This window comes from Cohnella hongkongensis, assembly GCF_042654645.1.
In the GTDB taxonomy this organism is placed as follows: domain Bacteria; phylum Bacillota; class Bacilli; order Paenibacillales; family Paenibacillaceae; genus Cohnella; species Cohnella hongkongensis.
In genome coordinates this window covers 334767-349890 of sequence record NZ_JBHSEP010000001.1, presented here as the reverse complement: position 1 = coordinate 349890, position 15124 = coordinate 334767, and the positions used below count along the sequence as shown (strand labels likewise).

General features: G+C 57.3%; 16 protein-coding genes. 11 read left to right on the top strand and 5 right to left on the bottom strand.

Annotated features, from left to right (window positions below; translation table 11 throughout):
* Positions 1–102 precede the first annotated feature (102 nt).
* Positions 103–825: a response regulator transcription factor gene (locus tag ACFO3S_RS01565; protein ID WP_378091520.1), complete on the top strand. Its 723-nt coding sequence runs from the start codon at positions 103–105 to the stop codon at positions 823–825.
* A 147-nt stretch (positions 826–972) separates the two neighbouring features.
* On the opposite strand, the gene ACFO3S_RS01560 is transcribed toward ACFO3S_RS01565, so the two are convergent.
* Complete coding sequence (locus tag ACFO3S_RS01560; protein WP_378091518.1) at positions 973–1842, bottom strand: AraC family transcriptional regulator; 870 nt, start codon at positions 1840–1842, stop codon at positions 973–975.
* Positions 1843–1987: 145 nt separating this feature from the next.
* Here ACFO3S_RS01560 and ACFO3S_RS01555 point away from each other — a divergent pair, with 145 nt between their 5' ends.
* The 3 genes from ACFO3S_RS01555 (at position 1988) to ACFO3S_RS01545 (ending at position 5361) form a co-directional block, all read left to right on the top strand.
* Positions 1988–3061: a Gfo/Idh/MocA family protein gene (locus tag ACFO3S_RS01555; protein WP_378091516.1), complete on the top strand. Its 1074-nt coding sequence runs from the start codon at positions 1988–1990 to the stop codon at positions 3059–3061.
* 177 nt (positions 3062–3238) lie between these two features.
* Positions 3239–4201 carry a sugar phosphate isomerase/epimerase family protein gene (locus ACFO3S_RS01550; RefSeq protein WP_378091514.1) on the top strand — a complete coding sequence of 321 codons (963 nt, stop codon included), beginning with the start codon at positions 3239–3241 and terminating at the stop codon, positions 4199–4201.
* A gap of 23 nt (positions 4202–4224) precedes the next feature.
* Positions 4225–5361, top strand: coding sequence for a Gfo/Idh/MocA family protein (locus ACFO3S_RS01545; RefSeq protein WP_378092224.1), 1137 nt, complete (start codon positions 4225–4227; stop codon positions 5359–5361).
* A 66-nt stretch (positions 5362–5427) separates the two neighbouring features.
* Here the strand turns inward: ACFO3S_RS01545 and ACFO3S_RS01540 are convergent, their stop codons facing one another.
* From ACFO3S_RS01540 to ACFO3S_RS01530, 3 genes are read right to left on the bottom strand one after another with little or no spacing between them, the layout of a single operon-like run.
* Positions 5428–6039 (bottom strand): ABC-2 transporter permease, encoded by a 612-nt coding sequence (locus tag ACFO3S_RS01540; protein WP_378091512.1) that lies wholly within the window; start codon positions 6037–6039, stop codon positions 5428–5430.
* The gene (locus ACFO3S_RS01535) at positions 6032–6907 is read right to left on the bottom strand and encodes an ABC transporter ATP-binding protein (protein ID WP_378091510.1); all 876 of its coding nucleotides are present in this window, start codon (positions 6905–6907) and stop codon (positions 6032–6034) included. The genes ACFO3S_RS01540 and ACFO3S_RS01535 overlap by 8 nt, the downstream gene beginning before the upstream one ends.
* The gene (locus ACFO3S_RS01530) at positions 6904–7290 is read right to left on the bottom strand and encodes a GntR family transcriptional regulator (protein ID WP_378091508.1); all 387 of its coding nucleotides are present in this window, start codon (positions 7288–7290) and stop codon (positions 6904–6906) included. Before ACFO3S_RS01530 ends, ACFO3S_RS01535 begins: the two co-directional genes overlap by 4 nt.
* A 356-nt stretch (positions 7291–7646) precedes the next feature.
* Between ACFO3S_RS01530 and ACFO3S_RS01525 the strand changes: the two genes are divergently transcribed.
* The gene (locus tag ACFO3S_RS01525; RefSeq protein WP_378091506.1) at positions 7647–8687 is read left to right on the top strand and encodes a methyl-accepting chemotaxis protein; all 1041 of its coding nucleotides are present in this window, start codon (positions 7647–7649) and stop codon (positions 8685–8687) included.
* A gap of 21 nt (positions 8688–8708) precedes the next feature.
* On the opposite strand, the gene ACFO3S_RS01520 is transcribed toward ACFO3S_RS01525, so the two are convergent.
* Positions 8709–9578, bottom strand: a complete 870-nt coding sequence (locus tag ACFO3S_RS01520; RefSeq protein WP_378091504.1) for a LysR family transcriptional regulator — start codon at positions 9576–9578, stop codon at positions 8709–8711.
* Between the two features lie 187 nt (positions 9579–9765).
* On the opposite strand from ACFO3S_RS01520, the gene ACFO3S_RS01515 reads away from it, so the two are divergent.
* From ACFO3S_RS01515 to phoU, 6 genes are all read left to right on the top strand, one after another.
* Positions 9766–10722, top strand: a complete 957-nt coding sequence (locus ACFO3S_RS01515) for a phosphate ABC transporter substrate-binding protein PstS family protein (RefSeq protein ID WP_378091502.1) — start codon at positions 9766–9768, stop codon at positions 10720–10722.
* Positions 10723–10797: 75 nt separating this feature from the next.
* Positions 10798–11700: a phosphate ABC transporter permease subunit PstC gene (gene pstC, locus ACFO3S_RS01510; RefSeq protein ID WP_378091500.1), complete on the top strand. Its 903-nt coding sequence runs from the start codon at positions 10798–10800 to the stop codon at positions 11698–11700.
* The gene (gene pstA / locus ACFO3S_RS01505) at positions 11697–12584 is read left to right on the top strand and encodes a phosphate ABC transporter permease PstA (protein ID WP_378091498.1); all 888 of its coding nucleotides are present in this window, start codon (positions 11697–11699) and stop codon (positions 12582–12584) included. The genes pstC and pstA overlap by 4 nt, the downstream gene beginning before the upstream one ends.
* A 17-nt stretch (positions 12585–12601) precedes the next feature.
* Entirely contained in the window at positions 12602–13360 is a 759-nt protein-coding gene (gene pstB / locus ACFO3S_RS01500; protein ID WP_378091496.1) for a phosphate ABC transporter ATP-binding protein PstB, read from the top strand.
* Between the two features lie 21 nt (positions 13361–13381).
* The gene (pstB, locus tag ACFO3S_RS01495) at positions 13382–14137 is read left to right on the top strand and encodes a phosphate ABC transporter ATP-binding protein PstB (protein ID WP_378091494.1); all 756 of its coding nucleotides are present in this window, start codon (positions 13382–13384) and stop codon (positions 14135–14137) included.
* A gap of 22 nt (positions 14138–14159) precedes the next feature.
* A complete protein-coding gene (gene phoU, locus ACFO3S_RS01490) occupies positions 14160–14819 on the top strand; it encodes a phosphate signaling complex protein PhoU (protein WP_378091492.1) in 660 nt (219 codons plus the stop codon).
* Positions 14820–15124: the final 305 nt, after the last annotated feature.

Below are 15124 nucleotides of genomic sequence, written 5' to 3'. Positions count from 1 at the left end.
CGCTGCGTTAACATTTACATGATGTTGGCTTTACAGTGGTATGATAAAACTAACATAGTGAGCCAATCAGGCGGGAACATTCCTGCTGAACCGGAGGTACGCATGTCGGACAAAGTTTTGATTATAGAGGATGAACCGACGCTTGCCCGTCTCGTCACTTACAATCTTTCGCAGGAAGGCTATGACACGGAAGTTGTGGGGAACGGCGCGGAGGGCCTTCATAAAGCGATTCACGAATCGTATGCCATTATTTTTCTCGACCTGATGCTTCCGGGCATGAACGGATTCGAGGTGCTTCAGAAGCTTCGCCAGAACGGCGTGCGCACGCCTGTCATCATTCTGACCGCAAGAAACGCGGAAGAGGAAGTTGTTCAGGGACTGAAGCTGGGGGCGGACGATTATATTACGAAGCCGTTCGGCGTCGCCGAGCTGCTGGCCCGGACGTCGGCCGTGCTGAGACGGTCCCGCAACGAGGAAAGCAAGCCGACGAAGGCGGCGGACGGGGAGAAGGTCATCTCGATCGGAGATCTGCAAATTTTCCCCGACAAATACGAGGTGTTCTCGGGAGGGCAGTGGATTACGCTTCGTCCGAAGGAGTTCGAAGTGCTGCTCTATTTGGCGGAACGTCCCGGGATCGTCATTACGAGGGACGATCTGATGAACGTCGTATGGGGCTTCGACTACATCGGAGGACAGCGCACGGTCGACGTGCACGTCAGCTCCTTGCGCAAGAAGCTGGAGCTGAACCAGCAGAGCGTCCAGATCGATTCCATCCGCGGCGTCGGGTACAAGCTGTTCGTTCACCGAAAGACTTCAACTCAATAGCAAGTTACGCACTATGAATCGAATTCCCGGCTGAATAGGCCGGGTTTTGTGTTTTCCCGGCCCGCCGGCTTGCCGCAGTCCATCTCGTAGAGCGGCAAGCCCGGGCGGTCAGAGGCTTGCGGGTGGACGGGTCGGCGGCCAGAACGGTCAGCCGCGCCCCCAGGCGAGCATTTTCCGCTGAAACTCCTTCGGCGAGCAGCCGTTGAAGCGTTTGAACATTTTGTAGAAGTGGGCCATGTTCGCCATTCCGATCAGATCGCCGACTTCGCTGACGCTGATGTCTCTTGTAAGCAGCAGCTGTTCGGCTCGCTTGATTTTACGGAAGTTGACGTATTCGGTGAACGACTGGCCCATCATCTTCTTGAAAAATTTAACGAAGTAGTAGTAGCTCATATTGGCCAGTCCGCAGACCTCCTCTACGGAAATCCGGCCGGCGATATTTGCTTCCACGAAGTCGAGAACGGGCTTTAGGCGAATGCGCTCGACCCGGTCCTGATCGGCCAGCAGCCCGCGCGTATCGTTGCGGATCAGAATGAGCAGCAGCTTCTTGATCAGCATATTGACGGCCAGCTCGTATCCGCTTTGCTTATCGGACGCTTCCTGATGAATCTGGCGGATGCATTCGCCCGCTTCGCTGCGGGCTTCCGGATTTTCGCGGAAGATATAGTTCATTGCGCTTAGGGGGACTTTCGTTTCGTTAAAATATTGCAAGTATGGAATCGTGCTCTGATCGAAATAATTATGAAGATCGAACTGCAGCACGACGTACTTCAGCAGGCCTTCGGGACTGTGGTCTCTATGCAGCTGAGAGCTGCCGAGAATGACGATGTCTCCCGGACCGAGCTCGAACGATTCGTCGCTCAGGTAGACGGTGAGGGTGCCCTCCTGGACGAGCATCAACTCGCATTCCGGATGGTAATGCCAGCCGACCTCCCCGTGGCGGCGTCTTGTCGACATCCAGATTTTCAGCGACAGCAAAGGATTCTCGTATTCGATTTTCTCTCTTAAATGCTGCAAGGGATCATCCCCTTATCGAAGTAGGTGGCCGGCAAATGACAAAATCGCATAGCATCCTCGCACATCACCGAATAGGAATCTGCAGGAAGTGTGATACACTATATTGTAGTTTGAATACGGTTAACCCGCAAGGAGGACAAGCATCTTGACAAAAGTTAACGTAGGCATGATCGGCTGCGGCGGAATCGCAATGGGGAAACATCTTCCATCGCTCGCCAAAATCCCGGAAGCCCAACTGGTCGCGTTCTTCGATATTTCGTCCGACCGGGCGCACGAAGCGAAGAACAAGTTCGGCACGCATGACGCCAGAGTATACCATGACGTCTACGAGCTGCTGCGCGATCCGGACGTTCACGTCGTTCACGTCTGCACGCCGAACGATACGCATGCGGAGATCTCCATTGCGGCGCTGGAGTCGGGCAAGCACGTGCTCTGCGAGAAGCCGATGGCCAAGACGGCCGAGGATGCCCGCCGGATGCTTGAAACGTCCCAGAGAACGGGCAGGAAGCTGAGCATTGCGTATCAGAACCGGTTCCGGGCCGACAGCCGCTGGCTGCATCAGGCTTGCCGCGAAGGCAAGCTGGGGGAGATTTACTTCGCCAAAGCCCATGCGGTTCGCCGTCGCGCGGTGCCGACCTGGGGCGTGTTTCTCGATCTCGAGAAGCAGGGCGGCGGTCCGTTGATCGATATCGGCACGCATGCGCTTGATCTGGCTCTGTGGATGATGGACAATTACGAGCCGAAGACGGTGCTCGGCTCCTCCTATCGCAAGCTGGCCGAGCAAGGAAGCTACGCGAACCTGTGGGGACCGTGGGATCCGGCCAAATTTACGGTAGAGGACTCCGCGTTCGCCATGATCACGATGAAGAACGGAGCGACGGTATGGCTGGAGTCGAGCTGGGCGCTGAATACGCTGGATGTGGACGAGGCGAAGGTATCGTTGAGCGGGACGAAGGCCGGCGCCGATATGAAGAAAGGGCTTCGGTTCAACGGGGAGGAGCATGGCCGCCTGTACACGCAGGAAATCCAGATGGCCGGCGACTTCGGAGGCCAAGCGCAGCCGGACGACGCAGCCGAGCAAGAGGCTCGCGCCTGGATCGAAGCGGTCGCCTACGATCGCGAGCCGGTCGTTACGGCCAGACAGGCGCTCGTCGTCCAGGAAATTCTCGAGGCCGTCTACGAATCCGCGAATAAGGGTCAGGCGATCAGCTTCTCGTAAGCGGCGCGGAGACGGCATTCCGCCGGCGGTCGCGAAGGGTCGGGACGCCGCTCCCGGCGAAATAGGGGTGGCATTCCGCCCTCCAATTCATGTAAAATAGAATTGCAAAAGATGAACGCGCGTACATAAGCGTGCAAAAAAGCTCTCACTCCACATGAAAGGTTTGGTGAGTTTCAAGTGAAATCTGGCGTATTTATCGTTCTATTCGCCCAGCAATCGTTCGAGCAGGCGCTTGATACCGTTAAAGCCGCAGGACTTCAAGCGGTAGAAATCGGCACGGGAGGGTTCCCTGGCACGGCTCACGTCAACGCGAAGGAGGTCGTGAACGACGAGGCGGCCATTCGCCGCATTCGCGAAGCGGTCGACGCCCGCGGTCTGACGATCAGCGCGCTGAGCTGCCACGGCAACCCGCTGCACCCGGACAAGGCAGTCGCCCAATCCGATCACGAGGATTTCGTCGCTACCGTTCAACTGGCCGAGAAGCTCGGCGTCGACACGGTCATTACGTTTTCCGGTTGTCCGGGGGATTCGCCGAGCGCCAAGTACCCGTCGTGGGTCACTTGTCCTTGGCCGCCCGATTTCCTTACCGTTCTCGAATGGCAGTGGAACGAGGTCGCCATTCCTTACTGGAAGGAACAGTCGGCCTTGCTGCGCAAACATAACGTCAGAGTGGCGATCGAAGCGCATCCGGGCTTCCTCGTCTACAATACCGAGACCGCCCTGCGTCTTCGCCGGGAAGCGGGGGACAACATCGGCGTCAACTTCGACCCGTCCCATTTGTTCTGGCAGGGGATGGATCCGATCGAGTGCGTCAAGGCGCTCGGCGATTCGATCTATCACGTGCACGCGAAGGACACGAAGATCGACAAGCGCAATACGGCGCTGAACGGCGTGCTGGACACGAAGCATTACGGCGACATTTTGAACCGTTCCTTCGTCTTCCGCACGGTCGGCTACGGTCACGACGACGAGTTCTGGAAGGATCTGGTGAGCACGCTTCGCCTCGTCGGCTATGACGGCGTCATCAGCATCGAGCACGAGGACGGCATCATGAGCGTGAACGAAGGCATCACGAAAGCGGCGGGCTTCCTCAACTCTCTCATTTTGAAGGAAAGCGCGGGTGAGATGTGGTGGGCGTAAACTCAAAAACGATCAACGTCGGCATGGTGGGCTATAAGTTCATGGGCAAAGCCCACAGCCACGCTTATAAAGACGTGGGCATGTTTTTCGATCCGGCCGCGGACGTCGTCATGAAGGCGATCTGCGGACGCGACGAGCAAGGCGTTAAGGCGGCGGCCGACAAGTTCGGCTGGGAATCGTACGAGACCGACTGGAGAAAGATGGTCCAGCGCGACGACATCGATTTCGTCGACATCAACGCGCCGAGCGACGCGCACAAGGAGATCGCGCTGGCGGCGATCGCGGCAGGCAAGCACGTCTTCTGCGAGAAGCCGCTGGCGCTGAACCTGGCGGACGGCCGCGAAATGCTGGAGGCGGCGGAGAAAGCGGGCGTCAAGCATGCGGTCTGCTTTAACTACCGCTTCCTGCCCGCGGTGCAGCTGGCCAAGCAGATTATCGACGAAGGCCGGCTGGGAGAGATCCACCATTATCGCGCGACTTACCTGCAGGACTGGCTGGTAGACCCCAACACCCCGCTGGCCTGGCGTCTCAAGAAGGAAGTGGCGGGCTCCGGCGCTCACGGCGACATTAACGCGCACAGCATCGATCTGGCCCGCTTCCTGATCGGCGAATTCGACCGCGTCGTCGGCCACAGCCGCACGTTCGTGAAGGAGCGCCCGGTATTGACCGGCTCCTCGGGTCTGTCCGGCACTGGCTCCTCCACGGAGAAGGGCGAAGTCACCGTCGATGACGCGACCGGCTTCCTGGCCGACTTCAAGAACGGCGCGATGGGGATGTTCGTCGCTTCGCGATTTGCGGCCGGCCGCAAAAATCACAATACGTTCGAGATTCACGGCAGCAAGGGCTCCCTCCGCTGGGATCTGGAGAAGCTGAACGAGCTCGAGGTGTACTTCCGCGAGGACGAGCCGAATCTGGCCGGCTTCCGCCGCATTCTGGCGACGGAGCCGTCGCACAAGTATGCGGGCAATTGGTGGCCGACCGGCCACATTATCGGCTACGAGCATGCCTTCGTTCATATCGTGTACGAATTCGTTCAGCATATGACGACGGGGGCGCCGTTCGCGCCGACCTTCTATGACGGCGTGAAGTGCCAGGAAGTGCTCGAAGCGGTCGATCTGTCGATCGAGCGCGGCTCCTGGGTCAGCCTTGACGAGGTGTAATCTGATTCATAGTCCGCAAGTCCTGACCTTACCGGTCGGGACTTTTTTTTGACGAGCGACCGTCGGTCATGCTTCCAGATCCTTGCGGAGGAAAATGGCGATGGATATTCGATAGGAGACGCACATCAACGCAACTCCGGCCAACGGAAGCCCGACGATCAGCCTGATTTCGGTCGAAGGCTCCAGAGACAGCTGATTGGCGACATTGCCGATCCAGCCGCTGGCGGCGATCGTCAGAAAGATGAGCACGAATGAGACGGTGGTCGAATTTCGAGAGCCCAGTGCGTATTGTATCGGATAGTACAAGGAAGTAAACAGCATGACCAGCGCAGCGGCCACCGCCAAATCGAACGTCGTGATCGGGAAGCTCCGATCCAAGCCGTAGCGGTGAACCGCTTGAAGCACCAGGGTCAGGAGAAAGCCCAGCACCAGATAGATGAAGGCGGAGCCGTATTTCGCCATGACGACTTGGCTTCTTCGAACAGGCAGGCTGCCGACGAACAGCATGCTCTTGTAGCGAAGCTCGATGTGGGTGGCATACAGCGGAATGAGAATGGCGGGAAACGCTCCGGTCATCGTCGGAGTGAACGCGAAGGTGCCGAAGATGACCACGTACAGCAGCCCTGCCGCAATATAAAATCTCAAAGAAAGAAGATCCTTGCGAATCAGATTAAGCATACCGTTCTACCCCCTTGGCGGTGAAGAACATAATATCCTCCAGCGTCGGACGCTCGAGCTGGGCGAAGCCGGCGAATAGCCGTTCGGCCTCCTTCCGGTTGTCGACCAGCCCTTCGAAGCCGGCGGACGTCTCGCGGATGCCGACGAAGACGCGGCGAACGTCGGCATCCAGCAATTCCTTGCCGGCCTTCACAATCGCGTACCTCTCGAATACTCCCTCCTTGGATTCGTTAAACACGAGCTCTCCCCGATTCAGGAAAGCAATATAGTCCGCAATCCGATCCAGATCGGTCGTAATGTGGGTGGAGAACAAGATCGATTTGCGCTCGTCCAGCATCAGCTCCGCCAGCAGCTCCAGCAGCTCCCTTCGGAACACCGGATCCAGACCGGCAGTCGGCTCGTCCATAATGAACAGATCGGCTTGATGCGACAGGGCGAAGGCAAGGCCCAGCTTCATTTTCATTCCCTTGGACAGGCTGCGGATTCTGGCCTTGGGCGACAGCTCGAACCGCTCGAGATAGCGTCCGAACAGCTTCTCGTCCCATTTTTTGTAGAAGGGCGCATAGACGCTCTTCATCCCGCCGATAGTCATATGCTCGTAAAAGTGACTCTCGTCGGCGACGTAGCCGATTCGTTCCTTAATGTCCGCCTCATGGGCGGCGAACGACTGTCCGAATACCCGGACCTCCCCGCCGCTTGGAACGGACATGCCCATCATCAGTCGGATCAGCGTGCTCTTGCCCGCCCCGTTGGCCCCGATCAGCCCCGTAATAAATCCCTGCTTAATGTCCAAGGTGACGTCCTTTAGCGCGAAGCGCTTGTAGTTTTTGGTCAGTCGACGGACTTCGATTACCGAATTTCCGTTCATGCTTCTCCCTCCAGTTCCTCGTATAACAGTCGTATATGCGCAATGAGCTCTTCCAGCGGCATCTGCAGAGCGCGGCTTTCCAGCACCGCCTCGGTCAGCTTTCCTTCCAGCATCCGCAGCCGCTGTTCCCGGATAAATTGCGGATTGGCTCCGGATACGAAGGAGCCTTTGCCGACGACAGAGTCGATCAAGCCTTCCTTCTCCAGCTCCTCGTAAGCCCGCTTGGTCGTAATGACGCTGATCTGAAGGTCTTTGGCCAGCTGGCGGATGGAGGGCAGGGGATGGCCGGGAGAAAGCTCGCCGTTCAAGATCGACTGCCGGATCTGCCGGACGATTTGTCCGTAGATCGGTTCGTCGGACGCATTGGATAAAATAATATTCATGATCCCTCCGTACACTTTGTTTATAGTGTGTATATATACTATATACATTTAACGAATCCTCGTCAAGAGAGAGGCCGACTCCGAGCAAAGTTTACGCCGGATTAACGAAAAGCCAACGGATGGAAAACAAACATTTGATAGTTTCAAATGAAGGAAGACAATGGCTGTTCAGCTTAATTTCTATAGAACGAGGTGTTCAGATGGCAACGAGTGTGCTTCTTTCGGAACCTCGCGTGGCAGAGGCAACCGAATCGTCTCTACCGAAATCCGGCAATCGCCAGTCCGGCATGCAAACGTCCCCGGTCCAAGATTTGCATCCGCCTATCGCTGTGAAAGACTTGGCGCGAGCCTGTCCCGTGATTGCTCCGTCGCAGCGGAGCGATGATCTGGTCGATCTGTTTCGCCGGCAGAATCAGTTCGAATGCGTCGTCGTCTGCGACGAGCGCAAGCGTCCGGTCGGCCTGATAATGAAGGATCGGTTTTTCCGCCGCTTAGGGACGCTGTACGGCCAATCCTTGTACGGGCATCGGCCAGTGTCGATGCTGATGGATGACGCGCCGATGCTTGCCGACCTGTCGATCGACCCACAGGAGCTGATCGATCGGGCGCTGTCGCGCGGAGAGGAGACGTTCTACGACGCTGTGGTGCTTACCGATGGAGGGAAGCTGGCCGGGGTGCTGACGGTGAACGATCTTCTGAACGTGTCCAGATGGCTGCAACGGGAAGCGGTCAGCCGGCAAATCCGCACCATCCGGGATACCGAAGCGATGATCGAGGACATCCATGCGTCGGTCGATCGGGTGGCGGAAGCGACGAACGAAGCGAAGTCCTGCAGCGAGCGGATCGGAGAGATTACGGATCAGGGCCGGGCGCAGCTGGGAGAGATGCTGGAGCTGTTCAAGCTGTGGTCGGTCAATGCGGACCGTCAGGAGAAGGCGGCCGTTCAGCTGACCGAGCGCACGTCCGCCGTCGACGGCATCGTCCGTCTGATTGCCGAGCTGGCGGATCAATGCAATCTGCTGGCGGTGAACGCCGCGATCGAAGCGGCGAGAGCGGGAGAGCAGGGCAGAGGGTTCGGAGTCGTCGCCGGGGAGATTCGGACGCTGGCGGATCAGACGAAACGTTCGGCCGCTCAGATTGCCGGAATGATCCGATCGATGACGGAGGCGGTCGAGCTGTCGGCCGGCTTGGCAGGGGAAGGCAAGCAGGGGGCGGATCGCGGCGTCCACTCGGTCAAGAGAACCGAAGATACGTTCGCTCAGCTGTGGAGCTCGTCCGAGCTGAACCAGGAGGCGGCCTTGATGCTGCTCGCGGCATCCGGAGCGGCCAAGGACAAGTCCGATGAAGTCCGGAACGAAATTCGCAAGCTCGCCGGTCAAATGAATTCCTATCATTAAACAGAAGAGCGGAGCCGACTGCTAAGGAGCAAGCGTCCTTACGACCTGCTCCGCAAGGCCGACATTCCCTTCATGGGCGTTCCAGCTTGCATATAAGACCCAGTCGTTCGGGCGGTCCGGCATATTCGCCGCGATCGCCAGCTGTGCGGATTCGCCAAGAACGCACTCGGGCAGCACAGCGAGGCCGAGCCCGGCCGACACCGCTTGAACGATCAGCTCGACCGAGTCGAACGTGCCGTTTATTCGGGAGACGCCCGTCCGAGCGAGCCATGGCGAGACAAGCTTGTTCAGGGAAGGCTCGGCATGCTCCAGGAAAGGATAGCGGGGCAGCTGCTCCGCCAGATCGGAGCCCTGCAGCCCCTTCAGCGGGTGGTTCCGGGGCAGGAGCAGCATCATGGGAGAGACGTACAGCTCGGAGGAACGCAGACGTTCGGGATCGAAGGCCCGCCTCCCGCAGAACGCCAGATCCAGCGCTCCCGACTCCAGACGCCTGAACAGCTCGTCCTCGTCTTCCCGGACGATCGTCATCCGAATGCCGGGCAATCGTCCGATCCGGGCCAGCCTTCCCTCTCTCGAGAGCGATGCGGCGGCGGAGTCCGTGCAGCCGATCCGAAGAAGCTTCCGCTCGTGGTCTCGCAGCTCTCCGATCGCGGCTTCGGCTTCCGCATGCAGCGCCACGATCCGCCGGGCATAAGGCAGCAGCAGCTTGCCTGCGGACGTCAAATAGATTCGGCCCGATCGGGCTTCGAACAGCTTGATCCCCCAATCGCTCTCCATTCTCTTCATATGAAAGCTGATCGTCGGCTGCTTCATGCCCAACGCCTCCGCTACGGCAGTCACCTGTTTATAGCGGTCTACGAGCTCAATAATTTTCAATTTTAATAGACTCATGACCGTTTCCTCCGATTCGCCGTGTATACCATTTAATCTTTCTATAATATTATCATATGTATTTAATAATTATATGAATATTTTTCTCCTAGTTAACAAAACGAAAACATTGTATTAATGCCTGCCTTCTACAATATGAACTGTCAATAAAAAAACAAATGAGAGTTGGAAGGGGAACTAAACGGAAATGAAAAAGACGGTAATGTTGATGATGGTTCTGGTATTGACGGTCGTTCTGGCTGCTTGCGGTCAAAACAATAACAACAGCGGGGCGAGCTCGGCTCCGGAAAGCTCCGCACCGGCAAGCTCTGCGCCGGCAAGCTCCGCGCCGGCAAGCGAAAGCCCGGCCGCCGAACTGTCCGGTTCGATTCTGGCTACGGGATCTTCGGCTCTGATGCCGCTCGTCGAGCAAGCTTCCAAGAAGTTCATGGACATTCACAAAGGCGTATCGATTCAAGTACAAGCCGGCGGAAGCGGCACGGGCCTAAATCAAGTCTCGGAAGGTCAGTCCGACATCGGCAACTCCGACGTCTTCGCGGAAGAGAAGCTGGACGCCGACAAAGCGGCCGAGCTGGTCGACCACCAAGTGGCCGTCGTCGGCATGGCGGCAGTCGTTAACCCGAGCGTTGAGGTCGACAATCTGACGAAGGCGCAATTGGTCGACATCTTCACGGGTAAAGTGACGAACTGGAAAGACGTCGGCGGCAACGATCAAAGCATCCAGATCATCAACCGTCCTTCCAGCTCCGGTACTCGCGCAACGTTCGAGACTTACGCGCTTGGCCAAAAGTCCGATGATCTGCCGGGCTCCATTCAAGAGGATTCCTCCGGTACGGTTCGCAAGCTGGTCGGGGAAACGCCGGGAGCGATCGGTTACCTGGCTCTGAGCTACCTGGACGAGTCGGTCAAAGTGTTGAAGTACGAAGGCGTAGAAGCAACGGTTGATAACATCACGAACGGCACTTATCCGGTATGGGCTTACCAGCACATGTACACGAAAGGCGAGCCAAACGAAGTCCAAAAAGCGTTCCTCGACTTCATGCTGAGCGACGATGTTCAACTCAACGACGTGGTGGAGCTCGGCTACATTCCGGCCAGCAGCATGCAAATCAAACGCGACGTAAACGGCACGATCACGAAGTAACAAGTTCCATATCATAAGCCGATCAAGAGGCGTTATCGCAATGCCTCTTGATTGGCTGTGTAAAGGGAGAGGTTTATGGCTCAGCCGTTAGAACGACAGAAAGCTAAGCCGCATCTTGCGGAGGAATGGGTCGGCAAAATTTATACGTTACTGTGCATTGCATTTCTTGTTCTTACCATATTTTCAATCGTTTATTTTGTCGCTTCCAAGGGGCTAAGCACTTTTTTCGTTAACCATGTCAACGTCATCGACCTGCTGACGGGATTAAAATGGGCGCCGGATGCAGATCCAAAGCTGTTCGGGGCTTTGCCGTTTATCTTCGGATCGTTCAGCACTTCGCTGCTTGCCGCGGCGATCGCCGCCCCTCTCGGCTTCTGCGCAGCGGTGTTCATGGTAGAGATCGCGCCGAAATTCGGACGCCAATATTTGCAGCCGGTCATCGAGCTGCTTGCGGGCATTCCGTCCGTCGTGTACGGCTTCGTCGGCTTGAGCGTCGTCGTTCCGTTTTTCCGAGATCTGTTTCCGGGACAAGGCTTCGGGATCGGAGCCGGCGCCGTCGTGCTGTCGATTATGATTCTTCCTACGATTACGACTATTGCGACCGACGCGTTGGCCGCTCTGCCCAAGGGCCTTAAAGAAGGCTCTTACGCGCTGGGCGCCACCCGTTGGCAGACTATATACCGCATCGTTCTCCCGACGACGCTGCCCGCTCTGATGACGGGCATCGTGCTCGGCATCGCTCGCGCGTTCGGCGAAGCGCTGGCCGTACAGATGGTCATCGGGAATGCGCCGCATATTCCGCGCTCGCTGTTCGAGTCCGCGTCGACGCTGACCAGCGCGATTACGCTGAGCATGGGCAACACCGCGATGGGTACCGTCTCCAATAACGCCCTGTGGTCCCTTGCGCTGATTCTGATGATCATGACGTTCGTCTTCGTCTTCATCGTGCGCTGGCTGGAAAGGAGATCGAAGATATGAGCGCCAAAACCGTAAACAAAATCGCGACCTCGATCATCATTGCGGTCGCCGGCCTGATCGTTCTAGTATTGGCCGGACTGCTTGGTTACATTCTTGTTCGGGGATTCGGACATATCAGCTTCAGCTTCCTGACGTCTCCTCCGGAAACGATTCGCCGAGGCGGAGGCATCGGACCGCAGCTGTTCAACTCAGTATTCCTGCTGTTCCTGACGATGATCATTACGATTCCGATCGGCCTCGGCGCCGGGATCTATATGAGCGAGTACGCTCCGGCGAACAAGGTGACGAACGGCATCCGGCTCATCGTCGAGGTGCTGTCATCCGTTCCTTCCATCATTGTCGGCCTGTTCGGCCTGCTAGTGCTCGTTAATATGTTCGGCTTCGGCTTCTCGCTGTTCGCGGGCGCCTTGGCGTTGACCGTATTCAATCTCCCGCTGATGGTGCGAATAACGGAGCAGGGACTCAAGAGCGTGCCGCGAGAGCAGAAGGAAGCGAGCCTTGCGCTCGGATTGTCCAAATGGAAGACGATTACGTCGGTTATGCTGCCGATTGCGATGCCGGTCATTCTGACCGGAACGATTCTCGCCGCCGGGCGCGTGTTCGGCGAAGCGGCCGCGCTGCTGTTCACCGCGGGCATGAGCTCGCCGCGGCTCGATTTCACCGATTGGAATCCGTTCAGCCCGTTCTCTCCGCTGAATCCGTTCCGTCCGGCCGAGACGCTGGCGGTCCACATCTGGAAAATCAATTCCGAAGGGCTCGCGCCGGACGCGAAGGAAATCGCTGCCGGAGCTTCCGCCGTGCTGGTCGTTACCGTGCTCATCTTCAACTTCTCGGCCAGATGGCTGGGACGTTACCTGTACCGCAAGTTTACAGCCATTAAATAGAAGGGGGATGGAACCGGATGACCGGCATTGGCATGTCTACCAAAAGCTTGAGCGTCTATTACTCCGGCAAGCAGGCGGTCAAGGATGTTTCGCTTGATTTCCAATCCAAGCAGGTAACGGCGCTCATCGGACCTTCCGGCTGCGGGAAGTCGACGTTCCTGAGAAGCTTGAACCGGATGAACGACCTGATCCCCGAATGTAAAATTACGGGGGAAATCTGGATTCGCGACCGGAACATCAACAGTCCGGATACGGACGTCGTCTCGCTGCGCCAGCGCATCGGCATGGTCTGGCAGCGTCCGAATCCTTTTCACAAATCGATCTACGAGAACATCGCCTTCGGCCCTCGCTACCACGGGACGAAAAACAAGAAGGAGCTGGACGAGATCGTCGAGCAGTCGCTGCGCAAGGCGGCGCTGTGGGAGGAGACGAAGGATCGTCTGCACAATTCGGCGCTGGCGCTGTCGGGCGGACAGCAGCAGCGGCTGTGCATCGCCCGATCAATCGCGGTTAAGCCGGACATCATTTTAATGGATGAACCGGCCTCGGCGCTCGATCCGGTGTCGACCTCCAAAATCGAGGAATTGATTGCCGAGCTGAAGCGGGATTACTGTATCGTCATTGTCACCCACAATATGCATCAGGCTGCGCGCGTATCGGATAAAACGGCCTTTTTCCTGACCGGCGAAGTGGTGGAGTACGATTTGACGACGAATATTTTCACGAATCCGCAGAAGCAGGAGACCAACGATTATATTACAGGGCGGTTCGGATAAAAGAAGAGGTGAATGGCTATTATGAGCTCCATTATCGAGATCCATGATTTGAACTTGTATTACGGAGATTTCCACGCCCTGAAGAGCGTTAACATGGAAATTCCGGAGAAGGCCATCACCGCCTTCATCGGTCCTTCCGGCTGCGGCAAATCGACGCTCCTCCGCACGTTCAACCGAATGAACGACATGATCGCGGGAACGCGTATCGAAGGCAAGGTCGAGATCGCCGGAACCGACATCTACTCCGGCAATGTCGACGTGGAGACGCTTCGCAAACGGGTCGGAATGGTGTTCCAGCAGCCGAATCCCTTCCCGAAGTCGATCTACGACAATGTGGCGTACGGACCGCGGCTGCACGGCATCACCGACCGCAAGAAGCTGGACGAGATCGTGGAGACGAGTCTGCGTTCCGCCGCGCTGTGGAACGAAGTGAAGGATCATCTGAAGCGTTCCGCGAACAGCATCTCCGGCGGGCAGCAGCAGCGTCTGTGCATCGCGCGCGCGCTGGCGGTCGAGCCGGACATTCTGCTGATGGACGAGGCGACGTCGGCGCTGGATCCGATCTCCACGCTAAAGATCGAAGAGCTGGCGCAAGAGCTGAAGGACCGCTACACGATCGTGATGGTGACGCACAATATGCACCAGGCGGCCCGGGTTTCGCAGCAAACGGTCTTCTTCCTGAACGGAGAAGTCGTCGAATATTCGGAGACGGAGCGGCTGTTCTCCAATCCGACGGATCAGCGCACGGAAGATTATATTAGCGGACGGTTCGGTTGAAACCGGGAGAGGGTGACGGAATATGGTAAAAAGAATGGAGTTCGATCAAGGGCTGGACGAGATTACCCAACTGTTGATCGAGATGGGAAGCCGCTCGGAAAAGGCGCTTATCGATTCGATGAACGCGCTGAAGAGCGGAGACGTAGGCTCGGCCAAGGAGATCGTCAAGTCCGATACCGAGCTGAACCAGCTGGAGGAGAAAATCAGCGAGATCGGCGCGAAGCTGATCGCGACGCAGCAGCCGGTTGCGAAGGATCTGCGCCGCATTCTAATCGCGTTCAAAATATCGAGCGACCTGGAGCGGATGGGGGATTTGGCCGTCGACATCGCCAAAGCCGTTCTTCGTCTGGAAGGGCAGGAGCTTATCAAGCCGCTGCTCGACCTGCCGAGAATGGCGGATATCGTCGCGGTCATGATCCGCGAATCGCTGCAATCGTATGCCGATGAGAACGTGGATCTGGCGTACAAAAGCGCCAAGGACGACGATCAGGTCGATGCGCTGTACGCCCAGATTATTCGCGAGCTGTTCTCGCTGATGGTCGAAAACCCGAAGACGGTCGGCCAGGCGATGCTGCTCAGCTTCGTGGGACGGTATATCGAGCGGATCGGCGATCACGCGACGAATATCGCCGAATGCGTCGTCTATCTGGTGACGGGCAAACGCCCGGACCTGAATCAGTAGTAAAAAACGGATCGGCACCTTCCGGGTCTCGGACGAACGCCTGAGCGCGCGCGGCGCAAGCCGCCTGCACTGACAGCGCGATTATCGTCGCCCGGGGAGGCGCCGATTTTCTTTTGACCAGCGATTTCACAAGTTTCCTCCGTTAACCCGCCGCATCTCTGCTTGGGGAGATCAAGAGGCCAACGCAGTCGGGCACATGCCGCCGGACGAAGAGGAGAAGCCCTGTTCCGCTCCGTTCCGCTCCGTTCCGTTCCTTTTTTCCCCGATTTTCTCCTTACCGCCGAAGCCGCTTGTTTTTAAAATGG

What these genes read in the sequence shown, in the direction of transcription:
- ACFO3S_RS01565 (WP_378091520.1), top strand. Translation starts at nt 103, where the DNA reads ATGTCGGACAAAGTTTTGATTATAGAGGATGAACCGACGCTTGCCCGT.
- ACFO3S_RS01545 (WP_378092224.1), top strand. Translation starts at nt 4,225, where the DNA reads ATGGTGGGCTATAAGTTCATGGGCAAAGCCCACAGCCACGCTTATAAA.
- ACFO3S_RS01540 (WP_378091512.1), bottom strand. Translation starts at nt 6,039, where the DNA reads ATGCTTAATCTGATTCGCAAGGATCTTCTTTCTTTGAGATTTTATATT.
- ACFO3S_RS01535 (WP_378091510.1), bottom strand. Translation starts at nt 6,907, where the DNA reads ATGAACGGAAATTCGGTAATCGAAGTCCGTCGACTGACCAAAAACTAC.
- ACFO3S_RS01530 (WP_378091508.1), bottom strand. Translation starts at nt 7,290, where the DNA reads ATGAATATTATTTTATCCAATGCGTCCGACGAACCGATCTACGGACAA.
- ACFO3S_RS01520 (WP_378091504.1), bottom strand. Translation starts at nt 9,578, where the DNA reads ATGAGTCTATTAAAATTGAAAATTATTGAGCTCGTAGACCGCTATAAA.
- ACFO3S_RS01515 (WP_378091502.1), top strand. Translation starts at nt 9,766, where the DNA reads ATGAAAAAGACGGTAATGTTGATGATGGTTCTGGTATTGACGGTCGTT.
- pstC (WP_378091500.1), top strand. Translation starts at nt 10,798, where the DNA reads ATGGCTCAGCCGTTAGAACGACAGAAAGCTAAGCCGCATCTTGCGGAG.
- pstA (WP_378091498.1), top strand. Translation starts at nt 11,697, where the DNA reads ATGAGCGCCAAAACCGTAAACAAAATCGCGACCTCGATCATCATTGCG.
- pstB (WP_378091496.1), top strand. Translation starts at nt 12,602, where the DNA reads ATGACCGGCATTGGCATGTCTACCAAAAGCTTGAGCGTCTATTACTCC.
- pstB (WP_378091494.1), top strand. Translation starts at nt 13,382, where the DNA reads ATGAGCTCCATTATCGAGATCCATGATTTGAACTTGTATTACGGAGAT.
- phoU (WP_378091492.1), top strand. Translation starts at nt 14,160, where the DNA reads ATGGTAAAAAGAATGGAGTTCGATCAAGGGCTGGACGAGATTACCCAA.